The organism is Actinosynnema sp. NPDC023794 (assembly GCF_040639675.1).
GTDB lineage: Bacteria > Actinomycetota > Actinomycetes > Mycobacteriales > Pseudonocardiaceae > Actinosynnema > Actinosynnema luteola.
The window spans coordinates 159,532-172,451 of sequence record NZ_JBFAFR010000011.1; the positions used below are offsets into that span (position 1 = coordinate 159,532).

The window sequence follows — 12,920 nt, forward strand, 5'->3', positions numbered from 1 at the left end:
ATTGTTTGCAGACCAGCGCCGGCTTCACACGGGCGTAAACGGCTTGACGAGCCTGAACGTGGAGCGATCTCTGCAAGCATTTGCAAGGTGGTTCGCCCACGCGTTGCTTTGTCGATCTCACGGCACGCGCACAGTCCGATGTCGTACGGTGTCCGGATGACCGAGCGGGCAGCGGGAGGCGGTGTGGTGCCGCGGGCGCTGAGTTCGTTCGTCGGCCGCAAGGATCTGCTGGCCGAGCTGCGCCGGCGGATGGGCGTCGCGCCGCTCATCACGCTCACCGGCGTGGGTGGCGGCGGCAAGACCCGGCTGGCGCTGGAACTCGCGGCGCAGGTGCACCGCGCCTACGACGATGGCGTGCGGGTGGTCGAGCTGGCGTCCGCGCGCGGCGGCGACCCGGAGTTGTTGGCACAGGTGGTGTTGAGCGCCGTCGGCGTGCCCGACCAGGCGACCACGACGCCGTTGGAGACGTTGGTCGACTACCTGCGGCCGAGGCAGGTGCTGCTGGTCCTCGACAACTGCGAGCACCTCGTGGAACCGGTGGCGCGGCTGGTGCGCGCGGTGCTCGGCGCCGCGCCCGGCGTGCGGGTCCTGGCCACCAGCCGGGCCCGGCTGCGGGTGCCCGGCGAGGTGCTGGTGATGGTGCCGCCGCTGGACGTGCCCGCCGAGGACGCGCCGCTCGACCTCGGCTACGAGTCCGTGGCGCTGCTGGTGGACCGGGCCGAGGCGAGCGTGCCGGGCTGGCGGGTCACGCCGGAGAACTGGCCGCACGTGGTGCGCGTGCTGCGCCGGGTGTCGGGCATCCCGCTGGCCATCGAGCAGGCCGTGGTGCGGATGCGGTCCATGCCGGTGTCCTTGCTGGCCGACCGGCTCGACGACGTGATGCGCGTGCTCACCGCGAACGACACCACCGCGGTCGAGCACCACCAGACCATGGCCGCGCTCATCGACTGGAGCCACGCGCACTGCACGCCCGACGAACGCCTGCTGTGGGCGCGGTTGTCGGTGTTCGAGGGCGGGTTCAGCCTGACCGCGGCGGAGGACGTGTGCGCGGGCGGCGGACTGGCCGCCGACCAGGTCGCCGACGCGCTGGCCGGGCTGCTGGACAAGTCGATCGCGCTGCCGTCCGCCGACCGCAGCCGCTACCACCTGCTCGAACCGATCCGGCAGCACGGCGCGGCCGAACTGCGGTCCGCCGGCGAGGTCGAGCACGTGCGGCAGCGGCACCAGGACTACTTCCGGCGCGAGGCGGCCCGGCTGGCCGCGTCGTTCGCCGGGCACAACGAGGCCGCGCTGCTCGCGGCGGTCGACGCGGACATGGCCAACCACCGCGTGGTGCTCAACGACCTGATCCGCAACCCCGACACCGCGCACGCCGGTCTGCTGATGAGCGTCGACCTGGCCCGCACCCGCTGGTACACCTACGCCGGTCGATTACCCGAAGAACGGCTGTGGCTGGGACGCGCGCTCGCCGCCACACCGCCGACCGCGGACCCGTTGCGGGCCAGCGCCATCGCCCTCGACGCGTGGATCGCGCTGTGCCTGGGCGTGGAACGGGAACTCGTCGCGCGGCGGGTGGACGAGGCCGACGCCATGGCCCGTGAGGTGGGCGGGCCGGTGCCCGCGGTGACGTTCGTGCGCGGCGCGTACGCCGTGCTGGCGCTGGGCGCGGTCGACGGTGTCGAGTTGTTGCGGCAGGCGCACGAGGAGTTCGGCGCGCTCGGGCCCGCTTTCGCGGTGGACCACCACCTCGCGCACATCATGCTGACCGTGTCGCTGGTGCTGCTCGGTTCCCGTGAGCAGGCCGAGCCCGCGGCGGAGGAGTTCTACGCCGAGTGCGAGCGGCTCGGCGCGCTGTGGGGCATCAGCTGGGCGCACTGGTGCCGCGGCGTGGTGCAGACGCGGTGGGGCGACCCGGTCGGCGCGCTGGACGTGCTGATGGAGGGCCTGCGGGTGCAGCGGGAGATCCGCGACAAGTGGGGTCCGCTGTGGTCGATCGAGGCGTTGGGGTGGGCGCACTCCCGGGCCGGTGACGGCTCCGCCGCCGCTCGGATGCTGGGTCTGGCGCACGGGTTGCACCGGGTGACCGGTGTCCGGGTGGACGGCCTGGTGCCGTTCGCGTGGGTCACCGCGCAGGCCGTGGCCCGGGCCAAGGCGGTGCTCGGCGAGGACGAGTACGCGCGGGCGTACGCGGGCCCGGCGGAGTCGGTGGAGCAGGCGTTGGCAGTCGTGCTCGACGAGGTGCCGACGCCGGAGCCCGACCGCCGTCCGGGAGGCCTGACCCCGGCCGAGTGGAACGTGGCCAAGCTGGTCGGCGACGGGCTGTCGAACCCGGAGGTGGCCACCAGGCTGGTGATCTCGCCGGCGACCGTCCACACGCACCTGACCCGGATCTACCGCAAGCTCGAGATCAGCAGCCGACACCAGCTGATCTCGCTCCTGGCGAGCATGGCCGACTAGGGCCCGCGCGGATGGTGAGCTCGTCGTCGCGGGTGGCCACGAGCAGCCGAATCTCGGGCCGGAAGTGCGCCCTGCCATGCTCGGGGCATGGGGGCCGACCCGGTTGAGGAGTTCGAGCAGCACCGGCTGCGGCTGTTCGGTCTGGCCTACCGGATGCTGGGCTCGGCCGAGGAGGCCGAAGATGTCGTTCAGGACACCTTTCTCCGTTGGCACCGCGCACGGGGTTCGGCCATCGAGTCGGTGCCGGGGTGGCTGGCCAAGGTCGTCACCAACCTGTGTCTGAATCGGCTGACGTCCGCCCGCGCCCGTCGGGAGCAGTACGTCGGCACGTGGCTGCCGGAGCCCGTGCCCACGGCCGACGGCGCGCTCGGTCCGTTGGACACGGTGCAGCGGCGGGACTTCGTCACGCTGGCGTTCCTGGTGCTGCTCGAACGACTCACTCCCGTGGAGCGGGCGGTGTTCGTGCTGCGGGAAGCCTTCGCCTACAGCCACCGGGAGGTGGCCGAGGTCATCGGGCTGTCCGAGTCGAACTGCCGCCAGCTGTACCACCGTGCTCGGCGGAGGCTGTCCGACGCCGGCGGTGCCGGGCGCGTGCCGCGCCGAGTGGGTGGAGGGCGCCGTCCCGACCTGGTGGAGCGTTTCCTCGCCGCGGCGGAGGGCGGCGATGTGGCGGGGTTGGAGCGGCTGCTTGCCGAGGACGTGACCGTGTGGGTGGACGGTGGCGGCCGGGTGGGCGCGGCCCGGCGGCCCATCGCGGGCGTGGCTCGGGTGACGCGCTACTTCGAAGCGGTCCTGGCCAGGACTTCGGGGCAGGTGCAACTGACGAGGACCGAGGTGAACGGCGAGCCGGCGGCGTTCGCATCAGCCGGAACGGACCTGATCGGCGTGATGGTGCTCGAGGTCGTGGCAGACCGCATCGCCCGGATCCTCATCGTCGCCACTCCCGACAAGCTGGCTTTCGCGGCACGGCTGTCACATTCCGCCGGGCTGTCCGGTTCTTAGCGGGTGACCGCGTACGCCGGCGCTGCTCGCCGTGGGCGGTGATCTGACAGCTACGCGTGGCCGATCGGCACAGAAGCCGGTGCCGCGCTCTCGTTGGAGGTGCATCCGTGACCGATCCGGTCCTTGTGACGGGCGCTACCGGCCGGCTGGGCCGCGCGCTCGTGCCACGGCTCCTTTCCGCCGGCCGGGATGTGCGCCTGCTCAGTCGCAGGCCACCGGCCGGTCGGGACGCCCGGTACGGGTGGGTGAACGGCGACCTGCTCAGCGGGGACGGACTCGATGCGGCAGTGACCGGGGTGGGCGCCGTCATCCACTGCGCGACCAGTACCGGCCGCGCGGATGTGGACGGCATGCGCAGGCTCCTCCGGGCCGCCGAGCGCGCCGGAGGCCCGCACCTGATCTACGTGTCCGTCGTCGGCGTCGACCGGGTGGACCTGTCCTACTACCGGGCCAAGCTCGCGTGCGAGCAGTTGCTGGAACGATCGGGCCTGCCCTGGACGATCCAGCGCGCGACCCAGTTCCACGACCTGATCACCTGGATGTGCGCCCGCATGCGATGGCTGCCTGCGGTCGTGGTGCCTGCCCGGGTCGACTTCCAGCCGATCGACGTGCGTGACGTGGCCGATCGCCTCGCCCTCCTCGCGGGCGGAGCACCGGCCGGACGAGCCCCCGACATGGGCGGGCCCGAAATACGCACCGCCGTCGACCTGGCTCGCGCCTACACGCGGACGGCCGGGCACCATCGGCCGGTGGTCCGGATCCCCATCCCCGGCCGCGCCATGCGCGGCTACCGGGAAGGCGGGCACCTGGCTCCCCAGCACGCCGTAGGAAAGATCACTTTCGCGGACTACCTCGCCGAGGCGCTCCCCCGGGGATGGTCGGCATGAGGACGGAAAAACTGCTTCGAGCGGGGATTGCCTTCCTGACCGCGACCCAGTTCGGCGTCGGCTGCTGGGCGCTGTTCCTGCCCCGCTCGTTCTTCGACGTTCCGTGGGTGGGTATGCACATGCCGTACAACGCCCACCTGATGATGGACTACGGCGCCATGAGCCTGGCGACCTCGGTGGTCCTCGGCGTCGCCGTCCTCACCACCGAGCGGCTCGTCGTCCGCACCGCCCTCGTCACCTACCTGATGTTCGCGGTGCCGCACCTGGTGATCCACCTCCGCCTTTCGCACCACCTCGCGCCCGCGGACCGCGCACGCCTGCTGATCGCGCTGACCACGGCAGTCCTGATCCCGCTGGCGCTGCTGTTGCTGAGCACTCGTCCGCAACCGTTCACCCACGGCCAGGAACGATCGACAGGTGGTCGGTGAGTGGTGGGGGCGCGACCGTCGAGGCACCTGCCGAAGGGGTGCGGCCGTGGGTCGCGCAGGTGAGGCAGGCGGCACACTGGCCACTGACCCACTCAGCGGGGATCCGTCCGGGGGAGGTAGACGCCCGCGGCGCGGAGCTTGGTCTCGAAGAGCGCGGCCAGCCGTGCCGCGGCCGGCGTCCGCTCCTGGCCGTGGTGGGCGATCAGCGTGTACCGGGTCGCGGCGTCGGTGCGGGCTTGCAGGCCGGTCACGGTCTTCAGCAGCGCGGGGTCGGCGAGGTAGTGGTCGGCCGCGGCGGTGGCGAGCTCGTCGAGGCGGGGGTCGTCCGGATCCCAGGCCGCGGCCTCGACCGCGCGCCGGGCCAGGGACACGAGGCGGGTGTCTTCGACGGCGTGCTCGAACTGGGAGAGGTAGTCGTCGAAACCTTCCGGGACCAGCGCCCGGGCCAGCACCCAGCCCTCCCTGGTGGCCGCCACCTCCGCCGCGGGGAACCCGAGTTCGCCCATCCGCTCCAGCAGCGCGACCGCGCGGTCGGGCAGCAGCGCCCGGTCGCCGTCGGCGAGCCGGTGCACCGTGTCGCGCCGCGCGGTCAACTCCTCGATCCGCTCGGTGAGCTGCCGCTCCACGTCCGCGAGCGCGGCGGTGAACCGCGCGGCGTCGGCGTCGAGCAGGGGTCCGATCCCGGCCAGCGGCACACCGGCGGCGGCCAGCGTCCGGACCTGCACCAGCCGCAACAGCTCGGCCGAGCCGTACCTGCGGTAGCCGGAGCCGTCGCGTTCCGGCTCCTCGACCAGGCCGAGCGTGTGGTAGTGCCGCACCGTCTTCACCGTGACGCCGACGAACGCCGCCGCCTGCCCGATCGTGACCCCGTTCCTCATCCGCTCAGCCTGCCTGGTGGTCCGCGTCGGCCCGCACGCCGCCGAACACCTCGTCCACGAGCCGTCGCTGGGCGTCCCGGAACGCCGTCGCGATGGACAGCTCGGCGTCGTCGACGCAGTTCAGGGCGGCGGTCAGGGTCTTGCCGCCGTCGGGGGTGCCGCACATCAGCGCCGCGTGGCCGATGGCGGCGCCGTTGTGGCAGATGACGGTGCCGCCATCGGCCGTGGTCAGCACGAACACGCCCAGGCCGTAGTCCATGTCCGGGATGCCCGTCGGGTGCGGCGCGTACATCTCGGCCAGCAGCGCGGCCGGCAGGAGCTCGCCGCCCAGCAGCGCGGAGAAGAACGTGTGGAGGTCCCGGGTGGTCGAGATCATGTCGCCGCCGCTGGAGATCCAGGACGGGTTCTGGCGGGTGACGTCGACGGTCTTGCGCTCGCCCGCGTCCTCGTAGCGGTAGTAAGCGTGGGCGTGCGGCTCGGGGATCTCGGGTGAGGCGTCCGGCACCGCGGTGCCGGACAGCCCCAGCGGGCCCAGGACGTGTCGCCGCAGCTCCTCGGCGACCGGGCGGCCGGTGACGTGCTCGACCAGCAGCCGGGCCAGCACGTAGTTGGTGTTGGAGTAGCTCCACCCCGTGCCCGGTTCGAACCGCGCCGGCTTGGCCGACGCCAGTGCCACCAGGTCACGCGGCCGGTAGGTCGTGAACCGGTTGGCCAGCCACTCCTGGCCCGTGGGGCCGTACGCGATGGGGATGCCCGGCGCGATCGTCCCGTCGGCGTCGACCTCGCCGCTGAAGTTGAACAGCCCGCTGGTGTGCTGCAACAACATCCGCACCGTGATCCGCCCGTCCAGCCCGAACCCCGGCAGGTAGTCCGCCGCCGGGGTGTCCAGCCCGACCGCGCCCTCGGCCACCAACCGCAGCACCAGGGTCGCGATGAAGGTCTTGGTGTTGCTGCCGATCCGGACGTGCCCGTTCGTCGGCGGCGTCGCGGCGCCGCCCAGCTCGGCCGCGCCTGCGCTGGCGACCCACTCGCCCCGCTCGTCGTTCACGCGCAGCGACACGCCGAGGAAGCCGGAATCGACGATCTCCTCGATCGCCTTCCTCAGCTCCGGGCGATCGTGCCCGGCAGTCCGCAGGGTGCTCTTGTCCTGGTCGGAAGGGGTGGTGTGCATGGTGGTCCGCTCCTGTGGTCCCGCTGTTCCCGGTCGGCGTCGTGCCGCTGCGACGAGCCTGCACCCTGACCCGGGGTCAACCTCCGCAATGATCCAGATCACACCGGCGCGGGCCTTGTCCCCCGCGCGAGCTACATGCCGATGTCCACCGCGCGGTGATGATCCGACGACGCCGGCTCCGTAGCGTCCGTCCGGTCCGCGGCCGAGTGGTCGCGGACCGGACGGAGGAGTCTTCATGCGCCTGCTACTGCAACTCTTGGCCGTCGCCGCGGTCGCCCTGGTCGGCAGCCAGGGGGTCGCCGCCGCGCAGGGCAACCCCTGGCTCACGCTGACGATCGGCGTCGCGACCGCCGTGCTCGCCGTGGTCGTCTACGCGTGGGTGGTGCGGCGCACCGAGCTTCGTGCGCCCGTGGAGGTGGGACGCAGCGGCGCCGTTGTCGCGACCGGTCGGGGGCTGCTGATCGGTGTCGCGATGTGCGGGGCCGTCATCGCCAACATCGCGTGGGTCGGCGGCTACTCGGTCGCCGGTCTGGGTTCGGTGACGGGCATGGTGGCGTTGGTCGGTTTCATGGCCGCCGCCGCCGTGACCGAGGAGCTGCTGTTCCGCGGCGTCCTGTTCCGGATCGTCGAGGAACGCGCCGGCACGTGGATCGCGCTGCTGCTGACCGGCGTGGTGTTCGGCCTGGCGCACATCGCCAACCCGAACGCGAGCCTCTGGGGCGCGACCGCCATCGCGATCGAGGCGGGCTTCATGCTCGCCGCCGCCTACGCCGCCACCCGCACCCTGTGGCTGCCGATCGGGCTGCACTTCGGCTGGAACTTCGCCCTCGCGGGCATCTTCGCCGCCGAGGTCTCGGGCAACGACACGGCGGAAGGCCTGCTGGACTCGACGCTCTCGGGTCCGACCCTGCTCACCGGCGGCGACTTCGGTCCCGAGGCGAGCGGGTACGCCGTGGCGTTCGGCGCGCTGCTGACGGTCGCGTTCCTGTGGCTGGCCCGCCGTCGCGGCCACATCGTCCCCCGCCGACGCCGCGCGGACCGCGACCTCGCGCCCGCTACGCTCGCCGGGTGATCGACGTCCGCGCGGTGGGGGACCTGTGGCGGCGGTCCGACGTCGTGGTGCGGGACCTCCCGTTCGCCCTGCTGATCGCCGCCACGGCGTTCCTGCCGGGGCTGAACGACTACGGGACGCAGCTCGGCGCCCTGCCGCACCGCCCGTTCGAGGCCCTGACCGTCGTGGTGATCGCGCTCGAATCCCTCCCGCTGGCCGTGCGCCGGCGGTGGCCGGCCGTCTGCCTCGTCCTGGTGTCGCTCGGCTTCGCGGTCGACCAGCTCCGCGGCTACCACACCGTGGCGGGCACCGCGCTGCCCATCGCGCTGATCAGCGCGGGCGCCCACCTGGCACATCACCGGTGGACCGCCGCCGTGCTGCTGTCCGCGGCGTACGTGCCGCTGGCGGTGGCCATCGAACGGCTCGCGCCGGGTGAGGGGGTGGTCGGGCTCTCGACGTTCTACCTCACGCTGGCCATCGCGTGGGGCATCGGGTCGTGGCTGCGGTTGTCCCGGGCGGCCGAGGCCGAACGCCGCCGCCACGTCGCCGAGACCTCCCGCGTCGCCGAACGCACGCGCATCGCGCGCGAGCTGCACGACGTCGTGACCCACCACGTGACGGCCATGGTCGTGCAGGCCGAGTCCGCGCGCTACCTGATCGCCGCGCCCGAACGCCTCGACCAGGCGCTCGACGCCGTGACCGACACCGGCCGCCGGGCCATCGGCGACCTGCGGCACCTGCTCGACCTGCTGAACCCCGGCCGCGACGCGGACCCGGGCGTGCAACCCGTCGGCGAACTGCGCGCCCTCGTCGAGCAGACCCGGCTGGCCGGCCAACCGGTCGAGTTCAGCCAGGAGGGCAGTCCGCCCGAGACGACCGGCAGCGCCGAGGTCGCGGCCTACCGGGTCGTGCAGGAGGCGCTGACGAACGCGCTCAAGCACGCGCACGGCAGCCGCACCGTGGTCCACGTCCTGCACGGCGAGGAGGAGATCACCGTGGAGGTGACCACCGAAGGCCCCGGCACCCCGTCGCCGGGCGGGAGCGGGCGCGGCCTGACCGGGCTGCGCGAACGGGTCGGCGTGCTCGGCGGCCGGTTCGACGCGGGCAGGCGACCCGGCGGCGGTTTCGTCGTCCAGGCCCGCATCCCCGCGGGCGGGCCGTCGTGACCGCCCCGATCCGGGTCCTGGTCTGCGACGACCAGGCGCTCATCCGCACCGGCTTCGCGACGATCATCGACGCGCAGCCCGACCTCGAGGTGGTCGGCGAGTGCGGTGACGGGCGGACCGCGGTCGACCTCGCCGCCCGCCTGCGCCCGGACGTGGTGGTGATGGACGTGCGGATGCCCGTCCTCGACGGCATCAAGGCCACCCGCCTGCTGGCCGGCGCCGGCGTGGCGGATCCCGTCAAGGTGCTCGTGGTGACGACGTTCAACCTGGACGAGTACGTGTACGAGGCGCTGCGCGCGGGAGCGGGCGGGTTCCTGCTGAAGGACGCGCCGCCCGCCCAGCTGCTGCACGGGATCCGCACCGTCGCCGCCGGCGCGGCGCTGCTGGACCCGGAGGTGACGCGGCAGCTCGTCGGCAGGTACGCCACGCGGATCCGGCCCACCGAAGGCTTCCGCGACGACGTGCCGCTGGCGCCGCGCGAGCTGGAGGTGCTCCGCCTGATCGCCGACGGCCTGTCCAACAGCGAAATCGCCGCCACGCTGGTGATCAGCCACGAGACCGTCAAGACGTACGTGTCGCGCATCCTCACCAAGCTCGACCTGCGCGACCGCGTGCAGGCCGTGGTCTACGCCTACCGCCGGGGCCTGGTGACCTGAGCGGTCACGGCTCCAGCAGCGCGTGCGCCGAGGCGAACGTGTTGGGCACGACCTTGTCACCGCGCTCCAGCTCGGACGGGTCCACCGCCAGCCGGGCCCGCGGCGCCCGTGCCCGCAACGCGGACAGCGCGGCCCGCGCCTCGATCCTCGCCAGGTGGTGGCCCAGGCAGTAGTGCACGCCGTGCCCGAACGTCGCGTGCCCCAGCGCCGCGTTGCCGCCCATCGGCACGCGCGTCGGGTCGAACCGGTCCGCGGTCGGGCCGTGCACCAGCGGGTCGCGGCCGGCCGTGCCGAGGCCGATCATGATCACCGACCCCTCCGGGATCACGCCGCCGGACAGCTCGATGTCGGCCGTGGCGCGGTAGTGCGGCGTGACGCGGACCGGCGGGTCCCAGCGGGCCGCCTCCTCGACCGCGGCGCCGACGGTGTCGTCGTTCACCGCGTCCCACGCGCCCGGCGTGGCGAGCAGCGCGACGGCGGCGTTGCCGATGAGACCGGTCGTGGTCTCGTGCCCCGCGACGACGAGCAGGATCGCCGTGGTCAGCAGCTCCTCCGGCGTCAGCCGCTCGCCGTCGACCTGGGCCTGCACGAGGCCGCTGAGCAACGCGTCGTCCGGCTGGTCCCGCTTGTACTCGATCAGACCGGCCAGGTAGCCGAACATCGCGTCGGAGGCGGGCACGACGAGCTCGGGCCGTTCGGTCATCATCGCCGCGGTCCAGTGGTGCAGCTGCTCGCGGTCCTCGACGGGCACGCCCAGCAGGTCGCAGATCACCGCGAGCGGCAGCGGGAACGCGAGGCCCTCGATCAGGTCGGCGTCCTCGGGCAGGGCCGCGACCAGTTCCCGCGCGGTCTTCTCCACCGCCGGTTGCAGGGCGTTGATGCGGCGGACCGTGAACGCCTGCGACACCAGCGCGCGCAGCCTGCGGTGGTCCGGCGGGTCGGTGTTGAGCATCGACGGGCCGATGATCCGCGACAGGTCGGTCGGCCTGCCCTTGCGCGCCAACTGGTCCTGCATCGCGGCACGCAGCCCGGCGGCGTCCTTGGCCAGCCGGTCGTCGCTCAGCAGCGTGCGGGTCGCCTCCAGGCCCATGGTGGTGACCAGGACTTCCAGGCCGTTGGGCAGCTCCGCCGGGTGCACGGGGCCGCGGCGTGCCAGCGCGTCCTCGTGGGCGTGGTGTTGCCATCCGCGCAGTGGGCCGCCGACGAGGGCCTGTCGGTCCGGGGCGAACTCCGCGGTCAGCTGCACGTCGTCTCCTTGTGGTGCGATCGGGTTCTGCGGCGTCCACTTTCGTGTGAGCGCCACACACCGCGCATCCACCGCTCTCCGTATTCCGGGTGACAGCGTACGGAGATCGGTTGACATGACCGCGCGATCGCGGACACGGAGGTGCATACGGAGGTTTGGCGATGCGGACTCCCGCACGGGTGCGCGACGCTGAGGGGTGTTCGGCACCCCGACGGCCGGACACCCGCCGGGCCGGCCCGCGGTTGGCCGCCGTCCGGCATCCCGGGGGGCCGGGGAGGGGCCGCACCCGAGCGGCCCCTCTTCCCAACGCCGGGCTTCTCGGGCTTTCCGCCCTCCCTCGGCAATCGACATTCAGCCGTCCGCGCTCAGCCGTCCGCGGCGATCCGGTCCAGCACGCGGTGGAACACCCGGTCAAGCACCTCGGCCTCCCCGGCCGACAGCTCGTCGAACAGGTACCGCCGGACGGTCTCCACGTGCCCCGGAGCGGCGGATTCGATCGCGGCGCGTCCGGCGGGCGTGAGCCGCACCATCGAGCCGCGCGCGTCCTCGACGCACTCCTCCCGCGTCACCAGCCCGCGCTTCTCCATCCGCCCGACCTGGTGCGACAGCCTGCTGCGCTCCCAGCCGACCAGCGCGCCGAGCTCGCGTGACCGCACGACGCCGTCCTCGGCCTCCGACAGCGGCACGAGCAGGGCGTAGTCGGCGTTGGACAGCCCCGAGTCGCGCACCAACTGCCGCTCCAACGCGCTGTGCAGCTCGCGGTCGACCGCCAGGTACGCCTGCCACACCCGCGCCTCCCGCTCGTCCAGCCACCGCGGTTCGCCCATGCGCCCCACGCTAGCAACAACATGTTGACGTGTCACCAATGTCCGGGTTAAATTGTTGACGTGTCCACAAAGGGAATGCAGCTCGGCGTCTACAGCTTCGGCGACCGGCACCGGGACCCGATCACGGGTGACCAGGTCTCGGTCGCGGACAAGCTGGCTCAGACGCTGGAGCGGATCAAGCTGGCCGACGAGCTGGGGCTCGGTTTCTACGGGCTGGGTGAGCACCACCTGGCCGACTACTCGATCTCCAACCCCGGCACGGTGCTCGCCGCCGCCGCGAGCCTCACCTCGCGGATCACGTTGAGCAGCGCCGTCACCGTGCTCAGCACCGAGGACCCGGTGCGCGTGTACCAGCAGTTCACGACGCTCGACCAGCTCAGCCGGGGCCGGGCGGAGCTGCTGGCCGGGCGCGGGTCGTTCACCGAGTCGTTCCCGTTGTTCGGCGCGAACCTGGAGGACTACGACGAGCTGTTCGAGGAGAAGCTGGCGCTGCTGCTGAAGCTCGACCGGGAGGACCCGATCACGTGGTCGGGGAAGTTCCGGGCGCCGCTGGCGAACGCGCACGTCCTCCCGAGGCCCTACGGGTCGCGGCTGCGGATCTCGGTGGGCACCGGCGGCAACCCGGAGTCGTCGATCCGGGCCGGGCTGCTGGGGTTGCCGGTGGTGTACGCGGTGATCGGCGGCGAGCCGGAGCGGTTCGCGCCACTGGTCGACCTGTACCGGCGCGCGGGCGAGGCAGGCGAGCAGGAACCCGGACGGCTGAACGTCACCATGAGCGCGATCGGCCTGATCGCACGCCGGTCGCAGGACGCCAAGGACGCGTTCTACCCGTACTGGCTGGAGACGATGAAGTACGGCTCGCGGGCACGCGGCTGGCCCGTGCCGTCGCGGGCGGAGTACGACTCGTGGACGCGGGGCGCGCAGTCGATCTTCGCGGGCAGCCCGGTGGAGGTCGCGGAACGCCTCATCTCCGTGGGCAGGCTCGTGAACGCCGACCGCTACGCGATGCAGATGGACTGGTCCGGCGTGCCGCACGAGCTCGTGATGGACGCGATCGAACTGCTCGGCACCGAGGTGATGCCGTTGGTGCACAAGGAACTCGGGGCGTCCACTGTGGAGTGATCACGCCCGAACCGCTGCCGTTACACGAT

At 72.6% G+C, this 12,920-nt stretch carries 12 protein-coding genes; 8 read left to right on the forward strand and 4 right to left on the reverse strand.

Annotated elements, in window-relative coordinates; genetic code table 11:
• The first annotated feature begins 156 nt into the window (after window positions 1-156).
• The 4 genes from AB0H12_RS23505 (at window position 157) to AB0H12_RS23520 (ending at window position 4,774) form a co-directional block, all read left to right on the forward strand.
• Window positions 157-2,457, forward strand: coding sequence for a helix-turn-helix transcriptional regulator (locus tag AB0H12_RS23505; protein WP_499625225.1), 2,301 nt, complete (start codon window positions 157-159; stop codon window positions 2,455-2,457).
• An 87-nt stretch (window positions 2,458-2,544) separates the two neighbouring features.
• Window positions 2,545-3,459 (forward strand): RNA polymerase sigma-70 factor, encoded by a 915-nt coding sequence (locus tag AB0H12_RS23510; protein WP_499625227.1) that lies wholly within the window; start codon window positions 2,545-2,547, stop codon window positions 3,457-3,459.
• Window positions 3,460-3,566: 107 nt separating this feature from the next.
• A complete protein-coding gene (locus AB0H12_RS23515) occupies window positions 3,567-4,346 on the forward strand; it encodes an SDR family oxidoreductase (RefSeq protein WP_499625229.1) in 780 nt (259 codons plus the stop codon).
• The gene (locus tag AB0H12_RS23520) at window positions 4,343-4,774 is read left to right on the forward strand and encodes a hypothetical protein (protein ID WP_499625231.1); all 432 of its coding nucleotides are present in this window, start codon (window positions 4,343-4,345) and stop codon (window positions 4,772-4,774) included. The genes AB0H12_RS23515 and AB0H12_RS23520 overlap by 4 nt, the downstream gene beginning before the upstream one ends.
• Window positions 4,775-4,866: 92 nt before the next feature.
• Here the strand turns inward: AB0H12_RS23520 and AB0H12_RS23525 are convergent, their stop codons facing one another.
• A complete protein-coding gene (locus AB0H12_RS23525; RefSeq protein WP_499625233.1) occupies window positions 4,867-5,652 on the reverse strand; it encodes a MerR family transcriptional regulator in 786 nt (261 codons plus the stop codon).
• 4 nt (window positions 5,653-5,656) lie between these two features.
• Window positions 5,657-6,823, reverse strand: coding sequence for a serine hydrolase domain-containing protein (locus AB0H12_RS23530; protein ID WP_499625235.1), 1,167 nt, complete (start codon window positions 6,821-6,823; stop codon window positions 5,657-5,659).
• 235 nt (window positions 6,824-7,058) lie between these two features.
• Between AB0H12_RS23530 and AB0H12_RS23535 the strand changes: the two genes are divergently transcribed.
• The 3 genes from AB0H12_RS23535 to AB0H12_RS23545 are packed head-to-tail and all read left to right on the forward strand — an operon-like array spanning window position 7,059 to window position 9,696.
• The gene (locus tag AB0H12_RS23535; RefSeq protein ID WP_499625237.1) at window positions 7,059-7,895 is read left to right on the forward strand and encodes a CPBP family intramembrane glutamic endopeptidase; all 837 of its coding nucleotides are present in this window, start codon (window positions 7,059-7,061) and stop codon (window positions 7,893-7,895) included.
• Window positions 7,892-9,040 (forward strand): sensor histidine kinase, encoded by a 1,149-nt coding sequence (locus tag AB0H12_RS23540; protein WP_499625239.1) that lies wholly within the window; start codon window positions 7,892-7,894, stop codon window positions 9,038-9,040. Before AB0H12_RS23535 ends, AB0H12_RS23540 begins: the two co-directional genes overlap by 4 nt.
• Window positions 9,037-9,696 (forward strand): response regulator, encoded by a 660-nt coding sequence (locus AB0H12_RS23545; protein ID WP_499625241.1) that lies wholly within the window; start codon window positions 9,037-9,039, stop codon window positions 9,694-9,696. Before AB0H12_RS23540 ends, AB0H12_RS23545 begins: the two co-directional genes overlap by 4 nt.
• A 4-nt stretch (window positions 9,697-9,700) precedes the next feature.
• Here AB0H12_RS23545 and AB0H12_RS23550 read toward each other — a convergent pair whose 3' ends face one another.
• Entirely contained in the window at window positions 9,701-10,942 is a 1,242-nt protein-coding gene (locus tag AB0H12_RS23550; protein ID WP_499625243.1) for a cytochrome P450, read from the reverse strand.
• Between the two features lie 365 nt (window positions 10,943-11,307).
• On the reverse strand, window positions 11,308-11,769 hold the full coding sequence (locus AB0H12_RS23555) for a MarR family winged helix-turn-helix transcriptional regulator (protein ID WP_499625245.1): 462 nt from the start codon (window positions 11,767-11,769) through the stop codon (window positions 11,308-11,310).
• A gap of 75 nt (window positions 11,770-11,844) precedes the next feature.
• On the opposite strand from AB0H12_RS23555, the gene AB0H12_RS23560 reads away from it, so the two are divergent.
• Window positions 11,845-12,891, forward strand: a complete 1,047-nt coding sequence (locus AB0H12_RS23560) for an LLM class flavin-dependent oxidoreductase (RefSeq protein WP_499625360.1) — start codon at window positions 11,845-11,847, stop codon at window positions 12,889-12,891.
• Window positions 12,892-12,920 lie beyond the last annotated feature (29 nt).

Coding starts and splice junctions, on each gene's coding strand:
- AB0H12_RS23505 (WP_499625225.1), top strand. CDS start 157: ATGACCGAGCGGGCAGCGGGAGGCGGTGTGGTGCCGCGGGCGCTGAGT.
- AB0H12_RS23510 (WP_499625227.1), top strand. CDS start 2,545: ATGGGGGCCGACCCGGTTGAGGAGTTCGAGCAGCACCGGCTGCGGCTG.
- AB0H12_RS23520 (WP_499625231.1), top strand. CDS start 4,343: ATGAGGACGGAAAAACTGCTTCGAGCGGGGATTGCCTTCCTGACCGCG.
- AB0H12_RS23525 (WP_499625233.1), bottom strand. CDS start 5,652: ATGAGGAACGGGGTCACGATCGGGCAGGCGGCGGCGTTCGTCGGCGTC.
- AB0H12_RS23530 (WP_499625235.1), bottom strand. CDS start 6,823: ATGCACACCACCCCTTCCGACCAGGACAAGAGCACCCTGCGGACTGCC.
- AB0H12_RS23535 (WP_499625237.1), top strand. CDS start 7,059: ATGCGCCTGCTACTGCAACTCTTGGCCGTCGCCGCGGTCGCCCTGGTC.
- AB0H12_RS23555 (WP_499625245.1), bottom strand. CDS start 11,769: ATGGGCGAACCGCGGTGGCTGGACGAGCGGGAGGCGCGGGTGTGGCAG.
- AB0H12_RS23560 (WP_499625360.1), top strand. CDS start 11,845: ATGCAGCTCGGCGTCTACAGCTTCGGCGACCGGCACCGGGACCCGATC.